Annotated in this window: 11 protein-coding genes; 8 read left to right on the top strand and 3 right to left on the bottom strand. The window is 73.7% G+C overall.

The genetic code is table 11. The features are described from left to right. Window positions 1–185: 185 nt before the first annotated feature. The 3 genes from OG272_RS26085 to OG272_RS26075 all read left to right on the top strand — a co-directional run bounded on the left by OG272_RS26085 (window position 186) and on the right by OG272_RS26075 (window position 15,435). Window positions 186–923, top strand: coding sequence for a hypothetical protein (locus OG272_RS26085; protein WP_326580245.1), 738 nt, complete (start codon window positions 186–188; stop codon window positions 921–923). Window positions 924–1,068: 145 nt separating this feature from the next. Continuing rightward, entirely contained in the window at window positions 1,069–1,641 is a 573-nt protein-coding gene (locus tag OG272_RS26080; RefSeq protein WP_327728657.1) for a hypothetical protein, read from the top strand. Window positions 1,642–1,902: 261 nt separating this feature from the next. Beyond that, window positions 1,903–15,435 (top strand): amino acid adenylation domain-containing protein, encoded by a 13,533-nt coding sequence (locus OG272_RS26075; RefSeq protein ID WP_405894997.1) that lies wholly within the window; start codon window positions 1,903–1,905, stop codon window positions 15,433–15,435. Between the two features lie 75 nt (window positions 15,436–15,510). Here the strand turns inward: OG272_RS26075 and OG272_RS26070 are convergent, their stop codons facing one another. Beyond that, the gene (locus tag OG272_RS26070; RefSeq protein ID WP_327728659.1) at window positions 15,511–16,401 is read right to left on the bottom strand and encodes a LysR family transcriptional regulator; all 891 of its coding nucleotides are present in this window, start codon (window positions 16,399–16,401) and stop codon (window positions 15,511–15,513) included. Window positions 16,402–16,679: 278 nt separating this feature from the next. Between OG272_RS26070 and OG272_RS26065 the strand changes: the two genes are divergently transcribed. The 3 genes from OG272_RS26065 to OG272_RS26055 all read left to right on the top strand — a co-directional run bounded on the left by OG272_RS26065 (window position 16,680) and on the right by OG272_RS26055 (window position 18,796). Beyond that, window positions 16,680–17,561 (top strand): PhzF family phenazine biosynthesis isomerase, encoded by an 882-nt coding sequence (locus OG272_RS26065; RefSeq protein ID WP_405896076.1) that lies wholly within the window; start codon window positions 16,680–16,682, stop codon window positions 17,559–17,561. Between the two features lie 163 nt (window positions 17,562–17,724). Continuing rightward, window positions 17,725–18,228, top strand: a complete 504-nt coding sequence (locus OG272_RS26060; protein WP_327728660.1) for a GtrA family protein — start codon at window positions 17,725–17,727, stop codon at window positions 18,226–18,228. Between the two features lie 88 nt (window positions 18,229–18,316). Beyond that, the gene (locus OG272_RS26055) at window positions 18,317–18,796 is read left to right on the top strand and encodes a hypothetical protein (RefSeq protein ID WP_405894996.1); all 480 of its coding nucleotides are present in this window, start codon (window positions 18,317–18,319) and stop codon (window positions 18,794–18,796) included. A gap of 583 nt (window positions 18,797–19,379) precedes the next feature. Here the strand turns inward: OG272_RS26055 and OG272_RS26050 are convergent. Then, window positions 19,380–19,937, bottom strand: a complete 558-nt coding sequence (locus tag OG272_RS26050; RefSeq protein ID WP_327728662.1) for an isochorismatase family protein — start codon at window positions 19,935–19,937, stop codon at window positions 19,380–19,382. A gap of 399 nt (window positions 19,938–20,336) precedes the next feature. Here OG272_RS26050 and OG272_RS26045 point away from each other — a divergent pair, with 399 nt between their 5' ends. Continuing rightward, the gene (locus OG272_RS26045) at window positions 20,337–21,605 is read left to right on the top strand and encodes a sensor histidine kinase (RefSeq protein WP_405894995.1); all 1,269 of its coding nucleotides are present in this window, start codon (window positions 20,337–20,339) and stop codon (window positions 21,603–21,605) included. Window positions 21,606–21,746: 141 nt separating this feature from the next. Next, the gene (locus tag OG272_RS26040) at window positions 21,747–23,228 is read left to right on the top strand and encodes an MFS transporter (protein ID WP_327728664.1); all 1,482 of its coding nucleotides are present in this window, start codon (window positions 21,747–21,749) and stop codon (window positions 23,226–23,228) included. A gap of 105 nt (window positions 23,229–23,333) precedes the next feature. Here OG272_RS26040 and OG272_RS26035 read toward each other — a convergent pair whose 3' ends face one another. Beyond that, window positions 23,334–25,166 carry a lysyl oxidase family protein gene (locus OG272_RS26035; protein ID WP_327728665.1) on the bottom strand — a complete coding sequence of 611 codons (1,833 nt, stop codon included), beginning with the start codon at window positions 25,164–25,166 and terminating at the stop codon, window positions 23,334–23,336. Window positions 25,167–25,428: the final 262 nt, after the last annotated feature.

Below are 25,428 nucleotides of genomic sequence, written 5' to 3'. Positions count from 1 at the left end.
GACCCCCGGTCGGCTCCTACGAGCCCGTCGGGCGGGGAGGCGGGAAGGCGGGCCCATTGACACACAAGCCCATTGATACATAAACAGGGCGGTCGGCGTGACCAGGATCCGCCGACCGTCGTTGGGCCGCTGCGACACCAGGCTGTCGCGACCCCAGCATGTCCGGCCCGACCTCAGCAGGCGCCATGTTCCAGACGTTGGTCAAGACGTTCGTCGAGCAGTACGCGAAGAACCAGCAGCTCAAACGAGATCTGAAGGCTCAGCGCGGTGAGCAGGAGACGCGCTGGCGGGAGGAGGACCGCGTCATCCTCCAGGCCGCCCTCGCCGCGAACCGGGTCGCCCTCGAACAGCACAACGACACACTCCGGCGCGCGGCCGGCGTCTCCTACCTGACCCTGCGCTGCCACGAGGACACCTGGACCTTCCTGGCCCGCACGGCGTTCGGCGTCTGGGAGCCCGGCTGGACCCAGAGCACCCGCGACCCGTACGACCGGGTCGGCCCGACCGCGACCAGGGCGGCCCACTTCACGGCGGACCCCAATCTGCCCGCGGGCCGCATCACCAAGGCCGACGGCGGCATGCAGGACGTCCAGCTCTCCGGCCACAACCTGGTCCTCGTGCTCGACGCCCTCCGCGAGGCCACGGCCTCGGAGCTCACCGCCACCGGGGCCCGCGCCAGGACCCTCTACGACCGCCTGGCGTCCTTCACGGCCAAACTCGACCCGGCGGCCCCCACGGGCCGCACCACGGGCATCCTCTGGCGGATCGACGACAGCCTGCACAGCCAGTACGTGAGCCGCCCGCCCGGCACCGGGCCCGGACGCCCCGCCACCGCTCCCCTCCTCCACACGGTCCCGTCCCCCACCCCGACGGCCCGCCGCCGCCATCCGGAGCGCAGCGGCTCGCCCGTGGCCCAGAAGTAGCCGGCCCGGGAGCCGTGGGGCGGCCGGGCCCGCTGTTACATCCCTGGGACACTTCCGCGGGCCCCGGAGTACAACCTTCCGCCATATCCGGTCGTCTCACCCGATACCAGCGCCACCTCAGCGTTGCGTCACCAAGGGGGGCATCATGCGACGAATCGGAGCAGTGGTCGTGGCACTCGCGCTCGCGGGAACCGCGATAGCGACGACGGCGGTCACCGCGAGCGCCGCGCCGGGGGGCGCCGCGCGTGCCGCAGCGGCCTGTCCGACGGGCTGGGGCAGTGGCGTCAAGGGCAGCCCCGACAGCGGCGCGGTGCCGCTGTCGGACATCAGGACCGGCCGGCACGACTGCTTCGACCGCATCGTGTTCGACGTCCCCGGCGGCGGGGACAGCCTCGGCTACTGGGTCCAGTACGTCGACCAGCTCCACCAGTCCGCCTCCGGCGCGCTCATCCCGGTGACCGGCGGGGCCATCCTCGAAATCCGGATCGCCGCGCCGAGCTACGACCCCGAGACCGGCGGCGTCGCGTACCCGGGCAAGGTGGCCAAGCCCCTGCCCGGCGTGAACCTCACCGGCTACCGCACCTTCCGTGACACCCGCTTCGCCGGCAGCTTCGAGGGCGAGACCCAGATCGGCGTCGGTGTCCGCGCCCGCCTGCCGTTCCGGGTGCTCCAACTCCCCGACCGCCTGGTCGTGGACGTGGCGCACAGCTGGACGTAGCAGGGGGCTCGGGAGTTCGAGGCTCGGGGGCTCGGGGCTTGAGGGCTCGGACGGGGGGGTGGGGGCGGACGCCGTACGGTCGCGCGGTGCGTCCGACGCGGCGGACTACCCCCTCCCGTACCGCTTCCACGGCCTCCCTGACGTCCGGATGCGGGTCCCCTCGGCGAGGTGGTCCAGCAGTTCGGCGACCCCAGCGGCTCGGACACGCGGGCGCTCGGCGGCGACGATGCTCCGTACGAACCGACTTGTAGGGTCCGGACGGTGGAGAGATCGAATGAACGTGTGAACGGCGGAGCGGCGTCGACGCTGCTGGACGTGCTGCTCGGGGCGGCGCGGGAGGCCCCCGGCCAGACCGTCGTGCACGTCCGGGGGGACGGCGGCGAGCACACGGTCACCTTCGCCGAACTCCACGACGACGCGCTGCGCGTGGCGGGCGGCCTGCTCGCCGCGGGCGTGACACCGGGCACCCCGCTGCCGCTGGTCGCCGACCGGGGCGACGCCTTCCAGCCGATGTTCTGGGGCGCCCTGGCGGCGGGAGCCGTACCCGTCCCCCTCGCCCCGGAGCCGCGCCGGATCGGCCCGGTGTGGGAACTTCTCGGCAGGCCCCCCGTGGTGGTGGACGAGTCGACGGCCGCCGTCGTCACCGGCGTGATCGGAGGAAGCGCCCAACTCGGCGGACACATAAGCGTGTTGAAGCTCGACGAGCTCCGTCGCGGGCGCCCGCCGCGGCGCCTCCCCCGCCCCTCCCCCGACGACATCGCCTTCCTCCAGTTCTCCTCCGGCAGCACCGGCGCCCCGAAGGGCGTGGAGCTGACCCACGCCGGCATCCTCGCCAACCTGCGCCAGATCCGCTCCGCGATGGCGATCACCCCGGACGACGTGCTCGCGACCTGGATGCCGTACTTCCACGACATGGGGCTCATCGGCACGCACCTCGTCCCCATGGCCGCGCGCCTGAAGCAGATACGCATAGAGCCGCTGTCCTTCGCCAAGCGGCCCGCGCTGTGGTTCGAGGCCGTGGCCCGCCACCGCGCGACCCTCCTCTCGGCCGCGAACTTCGCCCTCGCCCTCGCGGTCCGCCGCGTCCCGGCCACCACGCTCGGCGGCCTCGACCTCGGCTGCGTACGTCTGCTGCTCGTCGGCGCCGAGCCGATCGCGCCGCGCGTCTGGCGGGAGTTCACGGCCCGTACGGCCGCGGCGGGGCTGGACCCACGCGCGCCGCTGCCGGTGTACGGGCTGGCCGAGGCGACGCTGGCGGTGACCGTACCGCCGCTGGGCGAGACCGCGACGCCGCTGTCGCTGGACCGGGAGGCGCTCGGCCGGGGTCGGGTGGAGGAGGCCGAACCGGGGCCGCACGCCGTGGAGTTGATGGACCTGGGGCGGCCGGTGGAGGGCTGCGAGGTCCGGATCACCGGTGCGTCCGGGGGCGTGCTGGGTGAACTGCGGGTCGGCCATGTGGAGGTGCGGGGGCCGCAGTTGGGGCGCGGGTACCACCGGGCGCCCGGGGCGAGCGCGGAGGCGTTCGGGGGTGACGGCTGGCTGCGTACCGGTGACCTCGGCTTCCTGCGGGAGGGTCGGCTGTGCGTCACCGGGCGCCACAAGGACGTGGTGTTCGTCAACGGCCGTACGTTCCACGCGGCGGACCTGGAGGAGACGGTCGCCGCGACGCCGGGGCTGCCCACGGGTGTGGCGGCGGTCGTGGGGTCCACCGATCCGGACGGCGGGGGCGAGCGGGTCGTCGCGTTCGTGCAGTGGGCGCGGCCCGAGCCCTCGGTCGCCGCGCCGGTGCTCCGTGCCGCCGCCGGGCGGCTGCGGGAGGCTCTCGGCCACGACGACGTGCGGGTGCTGCCGTTGCCGCCGGGGGCGTTCGCGCGGACGACCAGCGGGAAACTGCGGCGGGGGGTGCTGCGGGGGCGGTTCGAGGCCGGGGAGTACGCGGCGGTCGAGGGGCGCTGGGCCGACGCCCCGCGTACGGCGGTGGGGAGTGCGGCCGGGGTGGGAGGGGTCGTCCCCCGTTCGCTGCGTGAGGTCCAGGAGGCGGTACGGGGGGTGTGGGCGCGTGTTCTTGAGGTGCCCGCGTCCGAAGTCGGGCTCCGGGAGCGGTTCTTCGACCTCGGGGGGTCCTCGCTCAAGGCGATGGCCGTGCTCGCCGGGTTGGAGGACGTCTTCTCGGTGACGGTGGAACCGGGCGCGCTGCGGGACCACGACACGGTGGTGGGGCTGGCCGGGCATGTGGTGGGGTTGTTGGGGCCGTTGGGGCCGTTGGGGGAGAGGGGTGCGGGTGCGGTTGCCGGTGGGCGCCTCATGGGTCGGGGGGAGCTGTCCGATGGCGGGTGCGGGCACGTCGTGGCTGGTCGCGCCCACGCGGCGGAGCCGCACAGGTCAGAGCCCCGCGCCCCTCAAGGGCCTGCGGCCCTTGAGGGGGTTGCGGGTTCGCTGAGCGAGGGTGAGGCGAAGACGAGACCCGATGCCGGTCCCGACGCCTCCGCCGGTCCCGACGCCTCCGCCGGTCCCGACGCCTCCGCCGGTCCCGACGCCTCCGCCGGTCCCGATGCCGCCGCCAGGCCCGAGGGCGACGCCGGTGCCCAAGGTCACGCCGCTCCCGAGGGCGACGCCGACACCGACGCTGGTCACCTTGCTCACGCGGGTCCCCGTGCCGCTGCCGAGGCCCACCCCCGCCCGCGCGCCGACGCCGGGCCTCCCGGGGCTGTCGCCGTACTGGCTGTGGCCTGTCGGTTTCCCGGGGTCGGGACGCCTGAGGGTTTCTGGGAGTTGCTCGTGGCCGGGGGCGAGACGGTGGGCGAGGTGCCCGAGGGCCGGTGGGGGAACGGAGTCCGCCCGGTTTCCCGCTCCGGGGGCTTCCTCCTCGACCCCGCGGCCTTCGACGCCGGCTTCTTCGGTATGGACGAGGCGGAGGCACGGGCGACCGACCCGCAGGCGCGGATCTTCCTGGAGCTGGCCCATGAGGCGCTGGAGCGTGCCGGGTACGCGGGCCCCCGGCGGGCCGGCCGCAGGGTCGGGGTCTTCGCGGCGGCCGGTGACAGCGGGTACCGCGAGATCCTCGCCGAGGCCGCCGACGGGGACCTCGCCCGCCACCCGGCCGCCCTCACCGGCAACCTCCCCAACCTGATCGCCGCCCGCGTCTCCCAGGTACTGGACCTGAACGGCCCCGCCCTCGCCGTCGACACGGCCTGTTCCTCCGCCCTCGTCGCCCTGCACCTGGCCCGCCGCAGCCTGCTGTCCGGCGAGTGCGACCTCGCCGTGGTCGGCGGCGTCAACCTCGGCCTGACCCCGACCGGCCACCGCCTCCTCGAAGCGACGGGCGCGCTGTCGCCGACGGGCCGGTGCCGGGCGTTCGCCGCCGACGCGGACGGCTTCGTACCGGGGGAGGGCGGCGCGGTGATCGTCCTCGCCCGCCCCGCCGACGCCCGCACCGCCGGTGACCCGGTCCTCGCCCTCGTACGCGGGACGGCCGTCAACAACGACGGCCGCTCGCTCGGCCTCCTCGCCCCCACGCCACGCGGGCAGCGCGAGGTGATCGGCCGGGCGTACGAGGAGTGCGGCGTCGATCCGGACGTGGTGTCGTACGTCGAGGCGCACGGCACGGGTACGCCCATCGGCGACCCCGTCGAGGCCCGGTCGCTCGGCCAGGCGTTCCCGCCCCGCGCCGACGGGGTCCCGCGACGGCTCGGCTCGGTCAAGGCGAACCTCGGGCACCTCCTCAACGCGGCCGGCATGCCCGCCCTCGTCAAGGTCGCCCTCGCCCTCTCCCACCGCCGGCTCCCGCCCTCCCCCCACACCACCCCACCCGCCCCCTTCCTCGAACACACCGCCCCCGGCTTCCGCCTCGTCACCGCACCCGAGGACTGGACCGACACGGAGGGCCGCCCGCTGACCGCCGGCGTCAACTCCTTCGGCTTCGGCGGCACCAACGCGCACGCCGTCCTGGAGGAGGCGCCGAGCGGTTGGGGCGGGGAGACCAGGCGCGGGGAGATCAGGGGCGGGGAGATCAGGGGCGGGGAGACCAGAGGCGGGGCGATGACAGGTGGGGCAATGACGGGTGGGGCGGCGAGGGGCGGGGCGGCGGGGCCGACGTCCGCCGTCCCGCTCAGCGCGACGCCCGCCGTCGCCCGCGCGTCGGCCGACGCGCCCGCGACACCACCGGCCACCACGGCACCCCGTACCACCGACGGTCCGCACCTCCTGACCCTGTCCGCGCGTACCGATGGCGCACTACGCGTCGCCGCCGCCGAGTTGGCCGCACATCTGCGGGCCCACCCCGAACTGGACGAGGGCGACGTGTGCGCCACCGTCAACACCGCCCGGGACGAGGGACCGTACCGGCTGGCCGTGGTGGCGGACGGCGACCTCGCGGAGCGGCTCGAAGCGGTGGGAGAAGCCGCTGCCGCCGGAGCGGTGGAAGAGGCCGCTGCCGCCGGAGCAGTGGAAGAGGCCGCTGCCGCCGGAGCGGTCGATGCGCTTCGGCGGGCGGGTTCCGTGGGCGCGGCTACGGGGCCTGTTCGAGGCCGGCCCCGCACGGTGTTCGTTCTGCCCGGTCAGGGAGCCCAACGGCCCGGTCTCGGGCGGGAGTTGTACCGCTCGGCGCCCGTGTTCCGTGACGTCCTGGAGGAGGCCTCGTCCCTCACGGGGCCGGTACTCGGCCGCACCCTGGCCGCCTGGTGTCTGGACGAGGACGCCGACCCCGCCGCCCTGGCCCGGACGGAGGTGACGCAGCCGTTGCTGGTCGCGTTCGCGGTGGCGTTGGCCGGGCAACTGGCCGCGTGGGGGGTGACGCCGGACGCGGTCGTGGGGCACAGCGTCGGTGAGATCGCCGCCGCGTGCGTCGCGGGGGCCCTGCCCCTGGCCGAGGCGGTCGGCTTCGCCGCCGAACGCGGACGCCTGGTGGGCGAGCTCGCCGCGCCGGGCGCCATGGCGGCCGTACGGGGTGACGAGGGCACCGTCGCCGCCGTGGTCGCCGAGTCCGGCGGCACGCTCTGCGTGGCCGCCGTCAACTCGCCCACGCAGGTGGTGCTGGCGGGTGGGGCGGAGGCCGTCGACCGGGCGGTCGCGGCGCTCACCGCCCGTGGCGTGGCCGCGCGGCGCCTCCGCGTCTCGCACGCCTTCCACTCCCCGATGCTGAACCCCGTACTCGCCCCCCTCCACAACGCGGCGAAGGCCCTGACCGTGCACCCGGCCACCGTGCCCATGCTGAGCACCGTCACCGGCGAGTGGGCCCCCGACCTGACTCCCGGCTCCGGCCACTGGCGCGACCACGCCGTCCGCCCCGTCCGCTTCGGCCCCGCCGTCGCCCGGCTCCTCGACGAGGGCTACGACACGTTCGTCGAACTCGGCCCCGGTGCCTCCCTCTCCGCCCCGATCCACGCGGTGGCCGCCGCACATCCCGGCGTCACACCCTCCGAGGTGGAGGTCCTGCCCGCGCTGGCCGCTGCCGCCTCGGACCGCCGGGGGTACGGGAGAGGAGCGGCGACGGGGACGAGAAGGGGACCGGAGGAGGAATCCATCAGGCTGCCGGTCGCGGGCGCCGAGGCACTGCTCGAAACGGTCGGTCGGCTCTGGACCCGCGGGACCCCGCTGTCACCGCTGTCACCGCTGTCACCGCTGTCACCGCTGTCCCCGACCGCCCCGACGGCCCCGGCCCGGAGCACGGGACGGCGACGGGTGCCCGTCCCCACCTACCCCTTCCAACGCGGCCACCACTGGCCGGAGCGCCTCGCCCCGGCACCCGAGCCCGTCACGACGACCGCGCCGCGTACGGCACTCCCCGCGCCCGACGACATACCCACCCCGCGGCCCCTCCTCTGGCGCGACGCCCCGCTGACCGCCGCCCCCGGCCCCCGCGTCGTGCGCCTGACCGGGGCCGACACACCACTCCGCCGCTCCCTGGCCGAACGGCTCACCGGGCGCGGAGTGACCGTGCTGGGACCGACGCCGACGCCGGGCCCGTCCGCAGCCCCGGCGGAAGCCGAGGAGCGGTCGGTCGCCCCGGAAGCCGTGCTGTGGTTCGCCGATGACACCACGGGCCCGGAGTCGGAGACCAGCACGGCCGTCTCCGCCCTGCGCGAGGTGCTGCCCTCGCTCGGCACGTCCCCCACCCGCCTGCTGCTCGTCACGGAGAACGCGTACAGCACCGGCACAAGCACGGGCACGGGCACGGGCACGGGCACGGGCACGGGCGCAGGCACGGGCACGGGCGCAGGCACGGACACCGGCACCGTCACCGTCACCGGCGACCCCTCCCCCCAGCACCGCCCCCGCCCCACGCAGGCCCTCCTCCACGGCTTCGCCCTGGCCCTCCCCGAGGAACACCCGGGCCTCTCCTCCCTGAGCGTCGACCTGTCCGCCCAGGACACCCTCGACGCCCGACTCGACGCGCTGGAACGCGAGTTGGACGCCCGCCCCACCGCCCCTCCCGGCTCCGGCGCGGGCGGTACCGTCGCCTGGCGGACCGGCCGCCGTCTCGCCCGTACGGCCGTGCCCCCCGCCCCGGCCCCCTCCCTCACCCCGCTGCCCCCGAACGGCACCTATCTGATCACCGGCGGCGCGGGCGGCCTCGGCTCCGCGCTCGCCCGTGACCTCGCGGAACGCGGCACCCCCACCCTCGTCCTGACCGGTCGCACGACCACCCCGCCCCGCGCTCTGCTCACCGAACTCCGCGCCCTCGGCGCCCACGCCCGCTATCAAGCAGCCGACGTCACCGACGCGGCCGACATCGACGAACTCGTCGCCGGCCTGCCGCCCCTGGACGCCGTGTTCCACGCGGCCGGCACGGCCCGCCCCGGCAGCCTGCGCGGCAAGCCCGACGACGAGATCGAGGCCGTACTCGCCGCGAAGGTGCGCGGCACGACACTCCTCGCCGAAGCACTGCGCCGGCACGGCCAGGAGGGCGCCGTACGCGTCGCCTTCTCCTCCGTGTCCGCCGTCCTGCCCGGCCTCGCCGGCGCCCTCGGCGACTACGCCGCCGCCAACTCCTTCCTCGACGCCTTCGCCACCGCCGAACGTGCCGCCGGCCGCCCCTGGCAGTCGATCGCCTTCGGCCCCGTCACCGACACGGGCCTCGCGCACGGAACAGCCCCCCAACCCCGGCTCCGGTCACACGGGCCCACCCACGCACACGGCCCCACCCACGCACACGCACTCACGCTCGCCCCCATGACCGCACGGGCCGCCCTGGCAGGCCTTCACGCGGCGCTCCGCCTGGACGCGGCGCACGTGCTGGTGACGGGCGTGGGCGCCGCAGCCCCGGCGCCCCTTCCCCCGGACGCCGACTCCGCCACGCCCCGCCCCGCCACGCCCCGCCCCGCAACGGCCCACCCCCAGCCTGTCGTTCGGCGGCCTCCCGGCCCGGCCGGGACGTCCCACGTCGCCACCCTCATACGCCGTCTCCTCGCCGAGGCCCTGCACCGTGCCCCGCAGGACATCGGCGACGACGAACAGTTCCTCACCCTCGGCCTGGACTCCCTCAGCGCCGTCGACCTCGCCCGCCGCCTGGAACGCGAACTCGACCGTCCCCTCCCGGCCACCCTCCTCTTCGAACACCGCACGATCGGCGAGCTGGCCACCCACCTGGCCACCACCACCCCACCGACCCCGATGCCGACAGCGATCGAAACTCCAACTCCGATGCCGACGTCGAGCGTCGTTCCGAACGACCCCTCATCGACGGCCACAGCCGACGACCGCCCGCCCCTCCCACTCCCCCTCACCCCCCTCCAACTCGCCTTCCACACCACCGAAACCCTCCACGAGGGCATCACCGCCTACGGCTACGTACGCCAGAGCGTCAGCGGCCCCCTCGACACCGTCCTCCTGGGCCGGGCACTCGCCCACCTCGCCGCCCGCCACCCCATGCTGCGGATGCGGATCACCGACGACGATGACGCCCGCCCACGCCAGTACGCCGCCCCCGCCGGCCCCGTGTACACGGCGCCTCGCTGGTACGAGGTACGGGAGCACCCCGACCTCCACCGGCTCGAACACGACCTCTGCAACCGCCCGTTCGACCTGACGAGGGAGGACCCGGTACGAGCCGTCCTCGTCCACGACCGTGACGACGCGCACCTCGCCCACCTGCTCCTGGTCGTCCACCACGCCGCCGCCGACGGCTTCAGCCTCAAGCTCCTCGCCGAGGAGCTCTGGACGCTCTACACGTCCCTGGCACGCGGCGACGAAAGTACCCAACTCCCGCTCCTCAAGGGCGAGTTCGGTGACTACGCGGCCGCGATGACCGCCGAGCGCCGGTCCCCGGCGTACGCACAGGACCAGAACTACTGGCGCGACCGGCTGGCCGCGCACATCCCCGCCACCCCGGCCGCAGCCCCCTCCCTGCCGTACGACGGCGACCCCGAAGCACCGCCCGCCCCGCCCCTCACCCACCACCGCACCGGTATCGACGAGGCGCTGACCGCCGCACTCCGCGAGACCGCCGCGCGGCACGGGGTCTCGTTGTTCCACCTGTTGCTGGCGGTGTACGGCCGTTGTCTGGCGCGGTGGAGCGGGCGGCGGGCCGTGGCGGTCAACGTGGCGCGGGCCCGGCGGGAGTCGCCGATCGCCGGCATCGACCGTCTGGTGGGGCCGCTGGCCGACACGCTGCCGGTGTTCGTGGACGTCGACCCCGAGGAACCGGTCACCGCGCTCGCCGACCGGCTGCGCCGGATCTGGCGGGAGGCCGAGGCGCACGCGACCCTGAGCAGCACCGACGTCGCCCGGCTGCTGTCCGAGGTACGGGCCACCACCGGCCCGGCACCCCGCACGGCGGCCGAAGCGGGGTTCAGCTTCTCCCGCTTCCCCGTGGTCCACGGCCCCGACTGGCCGGTCACCGTCACCCCGACGGCGGCGGCCACCGCCTCCGCCGCCACCCGGCTCGGCCTCCTCTGCTGGGAAGCCGACGCCGCCCTGCGCCTGTCGTGGAACTACCCCGCCCGCCTCTTCCGCCCCGAGACCGTCCGCCGCCTCGCCGACGAGTACGTCACGGAACTGCACGCCACCGTCGCGGTCCCCTCAGCCACCCCGCCCTCCGTCACGAACAACACGAACGACACGACCGGCACGGAGGACGCGGAGGACGCGGAGGACGCGGAGGACGCGGAGAGCGCGGACAGCACGGACAGCACGTCCTCCACGAACACCACCACCACCGGCACCGGCACCGGCACCGGCACCGGCGGGATCGTGGACCGTCTCCGCGCCCGGTTCCGCGCCACCCCCCGGTCCATCGCCGTCGCCACCGCCGGCGGCCGGAACACGCTCACCTATGCCGCGCTCGACACCGCCTCCGCCGCCCTCGCCGCCCGGCTGCGCGCCCACGGCGTACGCCCCGGCGACCTGGTCGGGCTCCTCACCGAACCGGGCGGCACGGCCACGGTCACCGGAGTCGTCGGCATCCTGCGGGCGGGTGCCGGCTGGGTACCGCTGGACGCCACCCACCCGACCGCCCGGCACCGGGACCAGTTGTCCCGTACGGGAGTTCGCGTACTGGTCTGCGACCCGGCGACCCACGAAGCGGCCACCGGTCTGGAGGGCGTCACCCCGGTCCCGGTGTCCGAGCCGGCCGACACCCCACCGATCGACACCCCCGAACCCTCCCTCTCCGCCTCCCCCGAACTCTCCCCCTCCGCCTCCCCCGAAGCCATCGCCTACGTCATCTTCACCTCCGGTTCGACGGGCCGCCCCAAGGCCGTCCCCATCACCCACCGGTCGATGACGAACTACCTCGACTGGTCGCTGACCACCTTCGGCTACGGCCCCGGCGACCGGCTCGCGCAGACCGCCTCGGTCTGTTTCGACGCCTCCGTACGGCAGTTGCTGGCCCCGCTGCTGGCCGGCGCCACGGTGCACCCCCTCTCCCGCGACCTGCTGCGCGACCCCGACGCCCTGCTCGACCGCGTCGTGGCGGACCGGATCACGGTGTGGAGCTCGGTCCCGACGCTGTGGGAACGCCTGCTCACCGCCGCCGAGGACCGCACCCGCGACAACGGCACGCCCCCCGACCTCTCCGCCCTGCGCTGGGTCCACGTGGGCGGCGAGGCCCTGCCCGCCGCCCACGTACGCCGGTGGTTCGACCTCCTGGACACCCTCGACGGCACCGGCACCGGCACCGGCGGCGGCCCAGGTCCTCACCGCATCGCCAACCTCTACGGCCCCACCGAAGCCACCATCAACGCCACCTGCCACATCATCGACACCCGCCCGGGCGACGACGCACGCCACCTCCCCATCGGCCGCCCGATCTCCGGCACGGAACTGACCGTGGTCGACGAGGACGGACGCGAACGCGCCCCGGGCGAACCCGGCGAACTCCTCATCGCCGGCACCGGCCTCACCCCCGGCTACCTGGGCGACCCCCACCTCACGGCCGCCGCCTTCACCGAACGGGACGGCCGCCGCTGGTACCGCAGCGGCGACCGCGTCCGCCGTACGGCCGACGGGACTCTGGAGTTCCTGGGACGGCTCGACGACCAGGTCAAGGTCCGCGGTCACCGCGTGGAACTCGGCGAGATCGAGGCCGCCCTGCTCACCCACCCGGGCGTGGCCCGCGCGGCCGTCCTGCTGCGCGACGGTCGGCTGGAGGCGTACGTCGAGCCCAGGACCGGCACGCACACCCCCGACCCCCGCCGACTCGACCCCCGCCGGCTCGACCCCCGCGAGGTGCGCGCCTTCCTCTCCCGCACCCTCCCCCCGTACATGCTCCCCGCCCGTGTCCACTCCCTCCCGGCCCTCCCCCTGACCGGCACAGGCAAGATCGACCGCAACGGCCTCGCTCCCCGAAGCGAAGCCACGCGCCCCGACCCGCCGCGCACGCCCCCCGCGACCCCCACCGAGCACCTGCTGGCACGCGCCTGGTCCGCCCTGCTGGACGTGCCGGAGTCCGAGATCAGCCGCCAGGACGACTTCTTCACCCTCGGCGGCGACTCCATCACCGTGCTGGAACTGTTCTCCCGCCTACGCCACGAACGCCCCGCACTGCCCCGCCCGACCGCCGTCTACACGCACCGCACCCTGACCGCCCTGGCGGCAGCCATCGACGCCACCACAGACGACACCACCGCCGACACCACCGCAGTCGCTCCGGCCGAGAGCCGACAGGCGGTCGACCCCGTAACCCCCTACCCCCTCACGCCCTCCCAACAGGGCTTCCTCCTCGCCGACGCCCTCGCGTCGGGCCGCCCTCGTACACCCGACGCCCCCAACACCCCCGACGTCCCCGGTACTCGCGGTATTCACGGCACTCGCGGCACTCACGGCACTCACGGTGCCAACCCCGCCTGGCTGGCCCGTTTCCGTATCCGCGGCCCCCTGGACCCCGACCTGTTCCAACGCGCCGTCGACGTCCTCATGGCCCGGCACCCCATGCTCCGCACGGTCTTCCCGGCCGGCGCCCGCCCGCCCGTGCAGCAGGAACTCCCCGCCTCCCTAAGGCTCCCCGTCGAGACGGAGACCCTGGCCCACCCCGGCCTGCTGGAGGAACGGGCCGCCGAGGAGGCGGGCCGCCGCTTCGAACCCTGGGCCTGGCCCCTGCTGCGTCTGCGCCTCTTCACTCTCGCGCCGGACGAACACGTCCTCCTCGTCCACGCCCACCACCTCATCGGCGACGGCTACAGCGCGGCCCTCCTCACCCGCGAACTCCTCACCGTGTACGGCCGTTTCGAACGCGGCCTCCCGCACGGCCTGGAGCCCCCGCACTCCACCTTCCGCGACCACGCGCTCCACCGCACCGCACCCCGGGCGTGGGACGTACCGCCCACGACACCGGAGGCCGAGGAGTACCGCGCCCGCCACCTCGCCCCCTACACCCCGCCCGTCCTGCGCGCACCCCACCCGGACGGCACCGCGCCCGCCTTCCACACCACGTCCTTCACCGTCGACGCCGGCCGCACCCACGCCCTGCGCCAGCTCGCCCGGACCAACGGCACCACGCTCCACGCCCCCGTCCTCACCGCGTACTACCGCGCCCTCACCACGCTCACCGGCCGCCGCGACCTGGTCCTCGGCCTGGCCGTCACCGGCCGGGACGAGAGCACGCGGGACGCCCAGCACGTCTTCGGCCCGTTCGCCGAGGCCGTGGCGCTGCGCCCGGCGTCCCCGTCCGACAGCACGCACCCGGCCCCCGGCTTCGACGAAGACCTGCGCCGTATCACCGCCGAGACGATCGCGGCCCGCACCACCGGGCCCCTGGACCTCCGTACGCCCCAAGGCCTCCCGCGCACCGCCCAGTTCTTCTTCACGTTCCTCGACTTCACCTCCCTCGGCACACCGCCCGACAGCAGCCTGACCCTCCACGCCGACGACACCGACACCGCGCTCGCCCCACCGCCGGTGGGCACCGACGTTCTCCTGGCGGTCCGTCCGTCACCGACCGGCGAAGGCCTGCGCGTCACCGCCCGAGCATCGGCGACCGCTCTCACGCTCGACGAACTCGCGCGTTTCACACGGGAGTTGAGCCGTCGACTGGAGGAGGCACCGCACGACGACGCCACCACCGCCCGCCCCTTCGACCCCACCCCCGAACCCGCCCTCGACGCCGCCCTCATCGGCTACCTCCCCGCCCCTCACCACCTCGCCGCCTTCGCCGGGCTCCCCCCGGACGCGGCACCCAGCCGTGAAGCGATCCGCGCCCTGCTCTTCCCTGACGGCCGCGCCAGGCTCCTGGAAAGCGTCACCACGCCCCTCGGCAGATCCGGTTTCGTCTCGCTCCCTCTCTTCGCCGACGAACTGACCGGCCCACTCCCCACCGGCGACCCGGCCACCCGGGCCACCCCGACCACCCCGACCACCTTTGCCGCCCCGACCACCCTGGCCGCCATGACCGCACACGCCGTGGACCACGCCGCATCCCTCGGCGCCCGCTGCGTCTCCCTGGCCGGCATGATCCCGTCCCTCACCGGCTACGGCTACGAAGTCCTCCGGGAGATCCCGGCGACCCCCACCACCCAGACCACCCAGACCACGCTGACCACCGGCCACGCGGCCACGACCGTCGCCGTGGTCAAGACCGTCCGCAGCGCCCTCGACGCGACCGGCCGCGACCTGGCCGACCTCACCCTCACCGTCGTCGGCTGCGGCTCCATCGGCACGTCGTCCCTGCGCCTGCTCCTGGCCCGCAGCCCCCGCCCACCGGCCCGGCTCCTGCTCTGCGACGTGCCCGGCAGCGCTCCCCGCCTGCACCACCTCGCCGAGGAACTGTCGGCCGACCATCCCGCCACGGCCGTAGGGGTCGTCGAGTCGGCCGACACCCGGACGCTCCCCGCCGAGGTCTACGAGGCGTCCGACCTCATCGTCACGGCGGTCAGCGGCGGCCCGACGACCCTGCTGGACGTCGACCGGCTGCGGCCCGGCACGATCGTCGTGGACGACTCCTTCCCGCACTGTTTCGACACCGCGCGGGCCCTGGAGCGGATGCGGCACGAGCGGGACGTACTGATCGTGGGAGGCGGCCTGCTGGCCCTGGAGTCCACCGAGACGCACCTGTCACCGGACCTCCCGGCCGCCGCCCTCACCGGCCACGCGGGCGCCCGCACCCAGCACCACCTCGCGCTCCACCTCCCCGGCACCCTCGCCTCCTGCCGCCTGGAGTCCCTCCTCCACGCCCACCTCGCCGACCGGGCCTCCGGTACGGAACCGCCCCTGATCCACGGCCTCGTCGACCTGCCCCGCGCCCTGGCCCACTGGGACGCCGCCGAGGCCGCCGGAGTGCGCCCGGCCCCTCTCCATCTCCTCGACCACACCGTCCCACCGGAGGCCCTGACCGCCCTGCCCCCGCCCCGGCGGTCGCGCTGATCACCCGCACCTGCTCGACGGCAGCACGGGCGGGCGGCACGGGGTGCGGGAACGGCACCCCGGGACTGCCCTCTCTCAGACGTCCAACTGCCGTACCAGTTCCCGCGCGAACGCCTCCGCCGCCGGTGCCGTCCAGCGTCTGCGGTGCCGGGCCAGCCGCACGGGGACATCCGCGAAGCGCGGCCCTCGCACCCGCGTCAGCCGCCCCTGACTCAGATGCTCCTCGACGGTCGTCAGCGGCAACAGCGCCAGCCCCAGCCCGGCGGCGACGCAGGACCGCGCCGCGTCCACACTGCCGAACCGGGTCAGCCGGGGACCGGCCCCGGGCACGGCGAGCAGCCGCCGCTCCAGCTCGTCGCTGTACGAACACCCCTGCTCCAGCAGGAAGAAGGACTCCGTCGCCAGCTGCGCCCAGGTGGCCGTGCGCGTACGCGTCGCGAGCGGATGGCGGGGAGCGCACACGAGGGCGAGTGGCTCGCGCGCGACCGGCTCGGCCGTCACCTCCGGAAAGTCGGCCTCGCCCTCCAGCAGCAGCGCCAGATCCAGCCGCCCGGCCCGCAGCCCCGCGACACACTCCGCCGTACCGGCCGCGTACAGGTCGACGTCGACCTCGGGGTGATGCGCGCGCAGGGCCACGATCACGCCCGGCAGCCTGGTCGAGCACAGGGACTCCGGGGTGCCGACCCGCACCCGCCCCCTCACGACCCCGTCTCCGTCACCGCCACCGGCCCGCAGCCGCTCCACGGCGTCGAGGACCTCCTCCGCCCCCTCCAGCAACCGCCGGCCCGCCTCGGTGAGCAGCGTTCCCGTGGGCAGCCGGTCGAAGAGCCGGGTGCCCAACTCCCGCTCCAGGGTGCGGATGTGCACGGTGACCGTGGACTGGGCGAGGTGCAGTTCGGCGGCGGTGGCGGTGAAGCCGCCGGTCCGGGCGAGGGTGGTGAAGGTGCGCAGCAGTCGGGTGTCCACGGCGCCAGCCTAGGCCTCCCATCGACATAACCGATGGACTGGATCGAAATCAATCGTTGGACGCGATCGCCACGCGGTGACAGCGTGGAGCCATGACCAACAACATGACCAACGACATGACCGACGAAGCGACCGAAGACACGACCGACGACATGACCGACGAGGCGACCGAAGACACGACCGACGACATGACCGACGAGGCGACCGAAGACACGACCGACGACATGACCGACGAGGCGACCGAAGTCACGACCGACGACGCGAACGGAACGAGCCCCATGAGCCGCCCCCGGCCGTGGGCCGGGCCGCCGCGCCCCGAGACCCTGCGCTACTCGGCCTTCACCCATGACCCGGCGGGCGGCAACCCGGCCGGGGTGGTGCTCGACGCCTCCGGCCTCGACGACGCGACGATGCTCGCGATCGCCGCCGAGGTGGGCTACTCCGAGACGGCCTTCGTCACCGCCGCCGACGAGACGGCGCGCCGGTTCCGGGTGCGCTACTTCAGCCCGCTCGCCGAGGTGGCCTTCTGCGGGCACGCGACCGTCGCCCTGGCCGTGGCGCTCGCCGAGCGGCTGGGCCCCGGCGAGGTCCTCCTCGACACCCTCGCGGGCGAGATCCCCGTCGCGACCACGGTCGACGCCGCCGACGGCACGGCCCGCGCCACCCTCACCAGCGTGCCGACCCGCTCCCGCCCCGCCACGGGCCCCGAACTGGACGCGACCCTGAAGACCCTCGGCTGGTCCCCCGACGACCTCGACCCGGCGCTGCCGCCGCACGTGGCCTTCGGCGGCAACGACCACCTGGTCCTTGCCGTCGGCTCCCGCGCACGCCTCGCGGACCTGGACTACGACTTCGACGGCCTCGCCAAGGTCATGCGGCGACACGACTGGACGACCGTCCACCTGGTGTGGCGCGAGTCCCCGGACCACTTCCACGCCCGCGACCCGTTCCCCGTGGGCGGTGTCGTGGAGGACCCGGCGACGGGCGCTGCGGCAGCGGCCTTCGGCGGCTACCTCCGCGCTCTCGGCCTGGTCACCGCCCCGACCACCCTCACGATCCGCCAGGGCGAGGACATGGGCCGCCCCAGCGACCTGCGGATCGACGTGTCACCCCAGGACCCCCGCACCCGGGTCACCGGCCAGGCCGTCCCGATCGAGTAGGCACACGCGTCACGGACCTCCTCCGAACGCACTCCCCCTCTACTTCCGACTACTCCGAACGGAGTACTTGCCTAACTCAAGCAAATCTATATAGTTGAGTGAGTTAAGCAAACTAGTGCCGCCCTCCCCCGAGCCGCGACACACGGAGCGGACGGAGACCGCCATGGACGACGCGCCCCAGACCCCCGCGGGCCCGGGCCCCCTCGCCTCGTTCGCCCGCTTCGTACTGTTCGGCGGCGGCGTCGGTCTCCTGTCCAGCGGCGCGGTGGCCCTCCTCGCCGACTCGATGCCCTGGGCTGTGGCCAACGCGATCATCACCATCGCCTCCACCCTCCTCGGCACCGAACTCCACGCCCGCTTCACCTTCGGCGCCGCCCACCGGCCCGGCTGGCGCCAGCACTGGCAGTCAGCGGGCTCGGCCGCCGCCGCGTACGTCGCGACGAGTGCCGCGATGCTCGCCCTCCACGCCGCACAGACCTCCCCCGGCACACTGACGGAACAGATCGTCTACCTGAGCGCCTCCGGCCTCGCCGGTACAGCCCGCTTCCTGATCCTCCGGCTGGTCGTCTTCGCCGCGGACCGCGGCCGCAACGCGACACCCGCGCCCGGCCCGCAGCTCCGCATGCCGACCAAGTCGGCACCTTTGCCCACACTGACCCTGGCGTAGGAGAAGGTTGTGCACTGCTCGAACGAACGGCGCCGGCCAGCCTTTCGAGTGATGGCGCCAGGGCGAGTTTCGAAGTAGTTTCAAAGTCGTGACCATCGAGAACGCAGCCGTGAACTTCTCCGAGCTGGTGAACAGGAACAGAAAGACGCTTGCCCGGCTCCAGGAATCGCCGAGGTTGCTCCTGCACCGCAGAGACGGCGAGGATCTGGTCCTCACCACCGCGGCGCGGGCCGAGCAGGACCAGACCGTGGTGTCGGCCGCCACCCGGATGCTGGCCGCGATGGCACGCCGGGAGCCCGGCAGCATGGAACTGCTCCTCGACATACTGCCGGACGCCTTCCCGTGGGTCCGTTTCCTGCCCGACACCGATCTCCACGCTTTCGCCGTCGAACTGGTCGACACCATGCGCGCCGCCGACTCGCTCGGCAACAGCGCGTCCGTCGCCCAGCTGCTCATCGCCTGGCAGCACACCGCTGAGGTCTACTCCGACCCCGAGCTGCTGGCCGCCCTGACCAGGGACCACGACGAGGACTACGGACCGGCACCCGACCCGCGGGACGTCGCGTGACCGCGGGCCGCGGGCCGCGGGCCGCGGCGACCGTGCCGCGCCCCCGGCACCGGACGGCCACTGGGACGTCCGGTTCGCGGACGCGGCCTCGGCCAAAGGCTGGGAGAGCCTGGCCCAACAGGCCCGCGAGAACACCTACCGCGCTTGGATCACCATGCGCACCGCCCCCAGACCGGCCGCCGAGTCATCCCGGCACCACCGACTCAAGGGCGGCCTGGCACATGGCACCCACCGCGGACAGACCTGCGAACAGTGGCAGATCGAGGTGACCGGCAGCGGCCGCATCTGGTACCTCGTCGACACCGCCCGCGACACTTCTTGGATCACCTTCGCAGGCACTGGGCACCCGCGAGCCACAGACCGACGCCGAGCCGGGCCAGCGGGGCCGTCGGCGGATCGGGACGGCGAGGATCCGGCCGTTCGACGCGGCCGGTAGACCGATACGGCCCTCCTCCTCGGCCGGGTCGACCGACAGCCGGCCGAGGTGTCACTGGAGCGTTCGGGCCGTCCTCGCCTGGACGAGCGAGGAGACGTGGGTGGGCGTGACGCGCCTGGTGCCCACCCACGGCCGAGCCCAGTGCCGTCAGAACCCGCCGAAGTCCACGTCCTTCGTCTCGACGGTCCCGGCCGTCCGCCCCGGCGCCTTCTGGTAGGTCCAGTACAGGTTCGTGTGGGCGATGACCTGGTCCGGGGACGGCGCACCCCACGCCGACTTGTCGCCGGTGGTGTGGGCGTCGCCGACCAGCGTCGCGTCGTATCCCCTGACGAGCGCGCCATGGAGCGTCGAGCGGATGCAGGCGTCGGTCTCCGCGCCGGTGACGAGGAGCCGGCCGACCCCGAGACCCGCGAGCACGGCCTCAAGGGTGGTGTCCTCGAAGGAGTCGCCGTAGCTCTTGTGGACGAGCGGTTCGGTATCGCCCGGGGTCAGCTCGGGGACGATCCGCCAGCCGTCGCTCCCCTCCACAAGGCCCTCGTCGGAATGCTGCACCCAGACGACGGGGACCCCGCCCCGCCGTGCCCCTTCGACCAGCGCGGCCACGTTCGCGACGACCGTGTCGCGCTGGTGGGCCTCCTGTACGACGTCGCGCTGCACATCGACGACGAGGAGTGCGGTGTTCGGGCGGCCTTCGAGTGTGGTCACGGTGTCCCCCTGAAGCGTGCCGGATTGACGTCTCACACACGCTAGCCCCACCCACTGACATCGACAGCCGGGAAGGCCTCCCGCGAGCCACCGACAGATGATTGCTTGACTTAAGTAAGTCGATTGTGATTGCGTAAGTCAAGCAATCAGAAGGGGCCCGGTCGAGCACGCCGAGCCCATGGACCGGGGTCGCCAAGAGCGGAGGCGGCCCCAGCGCGCCGGACCCGTGGGGACGGGGCACGGCGCGATCGGCGGCCCGGCGGCCGGAACACTCCCCCCATTCCGCCGCCGGGCCTGTCGGTATCGACACCGCCCTGCCACCGACCCGATACCGGCACCGGCACCGGCACCGGCACCGGCACGGAAACCGACGACGACTCGGACAGGACCTCACCCGCCATGGACCCCTCCAGAATCCCTCCCGCGGCGAGCCCCCATCCCTCCGCATCCACCCGCACCCCCACCACCGACCACCCGCACCGGGCCGCCCCCCAAGGCCTCCGCCGGGCTGCCGACGCCACCCTCGCCACCGCCCTCTTCGCCTGCGCGTTCCCCGGGAGTCTGATCGCGTGGCCCGGGCAGGGGTTGGGGGTGCCGTGGTGGCCGGGCGTGGTGCTGGCCGGGGTGTCGTGCGTGGCTCTGCTGTGGCGGCGCGATCGCCCGCGCACGACGGCGGTGGTGACCCTCGGGGCCGCGATCACGGCGTGCGCGCTCGGTTACCTGCTCACCGTTCTGCTGCTGGCGCCGTTGATGGTCGCGTTGCACTCGCTGGCGGTGCGGACGAACCGGAGGACGGCCAACTGCTTCACCGTCACCGGTATCGCGATGCTGGTGGCGACGGGGCTGTTCGCGGGGCCCGACGGGGAGCCGTGGGTGCTGAAGCTGATCGGGCCGACGGCCTGGCTGTTGCTGCCGACCTCGCTCGGCACGGTGACGCGCCTGCGCGGGGCGTACGTGGAGGCGGTGCAGGCGCGGGCCGAGCATGCCGAGCGGACCCGGGACGAGGAGGCCAAGCGGCGGGTCGCCGAGGAGCGGATGCGGATCGCGCGGGATCTGCATGACGTCGTCGCCCACCACCTCGTGCTGGCCCACCTCCAGGCCGGCGCGGTGGGCCGGTTCGTACGGACCCGGCCCGAGGAGGCGGAGCGGCTCGTCGCCGAACTGGCCGGGACCACGACCTCGGCCCTTCGCGAACTCAAGGCCACCGTCGGGCTGTTGCGCGCCGAGGGCGACGACGACGAGCCCGCCGGGTCCACGCCCGGTCTCGCCCAACTCCCGGAACTGGCAGCCTCGTTCGAGAACGCCGGGCTCACGGTCACCGTGACAGGCGAGGGAGAGCCCCGGCCGCTGTCCGCCGGCGCCGAGCTCACCGCGTACCGCATCGTCCAGGAGGCCCTCACCAACGTCACCAAGCACGCGGCCACCCGCACCGCCGAGGTCCGCCTCGCCTACACCTCGAAGCAGCTCCGCCTCACCGTCTCCAACGGCACCGCCGGCCGCGGCGGCACCGGCCAGGACACGACCGGATCCGCGACCCCCTCCCCCGGTGGCGGATACGGCCTCCTCGGTATGCGCGAGCGCGCCCACTCGGCGGGCGGGCGCCTTCGGGTCGGACCACGGCCCGACGGCGGCTTCGAGGTGGTCGCCGAGCTGCCGCTGCCCGGCTGACGGGGAGATCGGGATCTCCACGAGAAAAAGTAACTTGCGTAAGTCAAGCAATCGACTTATGGTTGAGTAAGTCAAGCAAAGGGAGTGCCTGACGGCTTCCTCCCCTTCCTCCCCATCCCTCGCTCCCGTCGGAGGCACACCATGTCCCACCCCCTTGCCCGACCCGCCGACGCGGGGTCCGGTACCCCGCCGCGGCCGAACGCCGTGGTGGCGGTGCTGGCGCTGGCCGGGATCGTCGTCGCGCTGATGCAGACGCTGGTCATCCCGATCGTGCCGGAGCTGCCGAAGCTGCTGGACGCGCCGGCCTCGGACACCGCCTGGGCGGTGACCGCCACCCTGCTCGCCGCCGCCGTGGCGACACCGGTCGTGGGACGGCTCGGTGACATGTTCGGCAAGCGGCGGATGCTGCTGCTCAGCATCGTGCTGCTGGTGTCCGGCTCGGTGGTCTGCGCCCTGGCCGACTCGCTCGTCCCGATGATCATCGGCCGGGGTCTGCAGGGGCTGGCCGCCGCCGTCATCCCGCTCGGCATCAGCGTCATGCGGGACGTGCTGCCCGCCGAGCGCCTCGCCGGGTCCACCGCCCTGATGAGCGCCTCCCTCGGTGTCGGCGGCGCCCTCGGTCTGCCCGCCGCCGCGTTCATCGCGGACAACTGGGACTGGCACCTCCTGTTCTGGACCTCCGCCGCCCTGGGCGCCCTGTCCTTCCTGCTGGTCCTGATGGTCGTACCCGAGTCGAAGGTGCGCACCGGCGGCCGTTTCGACCTGGTCGGTTCGCTCGGGCTGTCCGCCGGACTGGTCTCGCTGCTGCTGGCCGTCTCCAAGGGCGGCGACTGGGGCTGGACGAGCGGGACGACGCTGGGACTGTTCGCCGCCGCGGTCGTGATCCTCACCTCGTGGGGCGTCTACGAACTGCGGGCGAGGCAGCCGCTGGTCGATCTGCGGACCACCGCCCGGCCGCAGGTGCTGTTCACCAACCTGGCCTCGATCGCGCTCGGCTTCTCGATGTTCGCGATGTCACTGGTCCTGCCGCAGCTGCTCCAGCTGCCCGAACAGACCGGCTACGGCCTCGGCAGGTCCATGATGACCGTCGGTCTGGTGCTGGCCCCGCAGGGTCTGGTGATGATGGCCATGTCCGCCGTGTCCGCGGCGCTCACCAAGGCCAAGGGGCCGAAGGTGACGCTGATGGCCGGCGCCCTGATCGTCGCCGCCGGCTACGGCCTCAACATCGTCCTGATGAGCGAGGTCTGGCACCTCGTCCTGGTCTCCTGCGTCATCGGCGGCGGTGTCGGCTTCACCTACGGCGCGATGCCCGCCCTGATCATGGGTGCCGTGCCGGAGTCCGAGACGGCCGCCGCCAACAGCCTCAACACGCTGATGCGCTCGCTGGGCACCTCGTTCGCCAGCGCCCTCGCCGGCGTCATCCTCGCCCAGATGACCACCGACTTCGGCGGCTACGCCCTCCCCTCCGAGAACGGCTTCAAGGTCGTCATGGCGATCGGCGCCGGCGCCGCCCTCCTCGCCTTCCTCCTCGCCTCCTTCATCCCGAAGCGCCGCGCGGCCGTCCAGGCACCGGCCCCCGAGGGCCCGGCGGAGCGGGCGGAGGTCGCCGGGGCGAAGGCGTAACACCCCCGCCCAGCGCCACACCCCCACACGGCACACTCCCCACACAGCGAAACCCCCAGGCCCAGGGCCTGGGGGTTCGTTGCCGTCTCGTCGGCGAAGCTCCGGCTACTTCGCGTCGACCAGCTCGTGCGGCGGCACCTGGACCGTGCGCTTGCCCGGGTCGCCGCCCAGGATCACCTTGCGGAGGGCGATGTTGTTCTTGTGGTTGGTCTCCTGGAGACGGTTCTCCGGGTTGGCGATGACCTGGATGTAGTACGTGCCGTTCGGCAGGTCGGTGACGTCGAAGGACTGGCCGGGACGGTACTGGGTGTACGTGTCGCCGGAGCCGACGTCGAGGACCTCACGCACGGAGATGGCGTCCTGCGAACCGCACGCGGTGGACAGGTCGGTGTTCTCCGGGTGCCAGTTGGCGTTCTTCACCGTGTAGTCGACGGCGTCGGTGTTGGCCAGGCAGAACGCCTCCTTGCCGGAGCGCACCTCCTTGGTCTGGTCCTCGCTGAGCAGGCGGTAGCTGGCGAAGTCCGTGAAGTGCCAGTGCTCGTGGCCCTCGCGCGGGTCCCACTCCATGGTGCCGGTGGGGGTGTAGCCGACCTGCTTGCCGTCGGCGTCGTAGAAGTACTGGTACGCGTCCATCAGGTCGGCGCCCGGCTTGCGGAAACCGTCGACGACGAGGGGCGCGGGGCCCGCGTTCCAGACGTTCGCGCTGAAGGCGAGGTAGTCCTTGCCGGCTACGTCGCCGTCCTCGCCGTCGGTGATGGCGATGTCCCAGGCGGGCAGCGACCGCAGGTCCGGCTTGGGGGTCTTCGCCGGGGCGCCCGCCTTGCCGGTGGGCCGCTTGGGGGCGGCCTTCAGGGCGGGAGCGATACGGGAGCCGTCGGTGTGGCCGGTGCCGTCGCCCAGGTGGTTCGCCAGCCCCCGGTCCTGCAGGGCGTAGGACAGCTCGGGGGGCGTCGGGGCGTCGGCGCCGCGCGGGCCGTAGTGGTGATTGTCCTGGGCCGGCTGACCGGCCGGGGCCGACGGCGCGGCGTGGCCGCCGCCGTGCCCACCGCCGTGGTGGGCGGAGGACGACGAGGACTTCGACGTGGTCAGGCCCGCGCCCGCGCCCTCGCCCTCCTCGGTCTCCTCCCGCACGGTCACCTTGATGGTCGGCCGGTCGTCGGGGATGCCGAAAAGGTCGCGGTACTTCTTCGCCACCCCCACCTCGGCGGTGTACTCGCCCACCGGCAGGTCCACCGTCTTGTCGTAGTCCCAGTTGGTGGTGTTGGTGGCCCAGCCCTTCTCGACGCCCCACACCGAGCCGAGCGTCCACGGGTTGGTGGGGCAGCTCTGCGGATAGTGGTTGGTCGCCGGGGCGTCCGGGCGGATCCGGCCCGAGGCGTTGTTCGGACAGAAGTTGCCGTCGCTCGTCGCGACCTCCTCCCCCGCCGCGTTCTTGACCGAGACCTCCAGGAAGCCCTTCAGCCCGGAGAAGTCGTCGACGGTGCCCGCCGGCAGGGTCTTCGTCTTCGTGGTCTTGCCGTCGCGGAGGATCTGCTTGGCGACGATCGGGTCCTTGTACGACTTCCGCGTCACCTGGAACTCCAGGGGCGCGTTGTCGACCGAGACATACGTCCCCAGCTGCAGCTGGACACCCGCGTCCCACTCGTAGCGGGTGAGCGTCACGGAGTTCGACGCGGCGATCAGCTTGAGCTGCGGCTTGCCGGGTGTCGCGGCGGGCGCGGCACCGGCTCCGGGCGCGGCTCCGGCGACGGCGGCCACCACGGTGAGCGACGCCAGGGCGGCGAGGCCCGGCCGCTTCAGGCGGCTGCGGCGGTCCCGACCGCCCGTGGGGCCGGTCGCCCCCTCGGCCGCCCCGCCGGTCTCCGGACTGTTCGGGCTGTTCGGGCTGTTCGGGCTGTTCATCTGGTTGGTCATCGGTTCCTCGTCTGCGAGTGCCATGGTCAGAGGCATCGGACTGGACAGCCCACGGACGACGGCCGGCCGACGGCACGGGCGCACCCCAACACGCCTCGGCCCGGGCCGGACTCGCCCCGGTCGCCCTGTGAGCACCCTGTGAGATTGGTAAATGGTGTGCACGGGTTGCCTGTTGAGGCGGAATTCGACGCAAGGAGTGGCGAGCACGCGTCAAACACATGCCGGCACATCCCTGCGAAACGGGCTCCAAGTCCCCGGCGGATCCACGCAGGAGCGTCACACAGCC

This window comes from Streptomyces sp. NBC_00104 (assembly GCF_045160825.1).
GTDB lineage: Bacteria > Actinomycetota > Actinomycetes > Streptomycetales > Streptomycetaceae > Streptomyces.
This window is presented reverse-complemented; position numbering and strand designations above follow the sequence as displayed.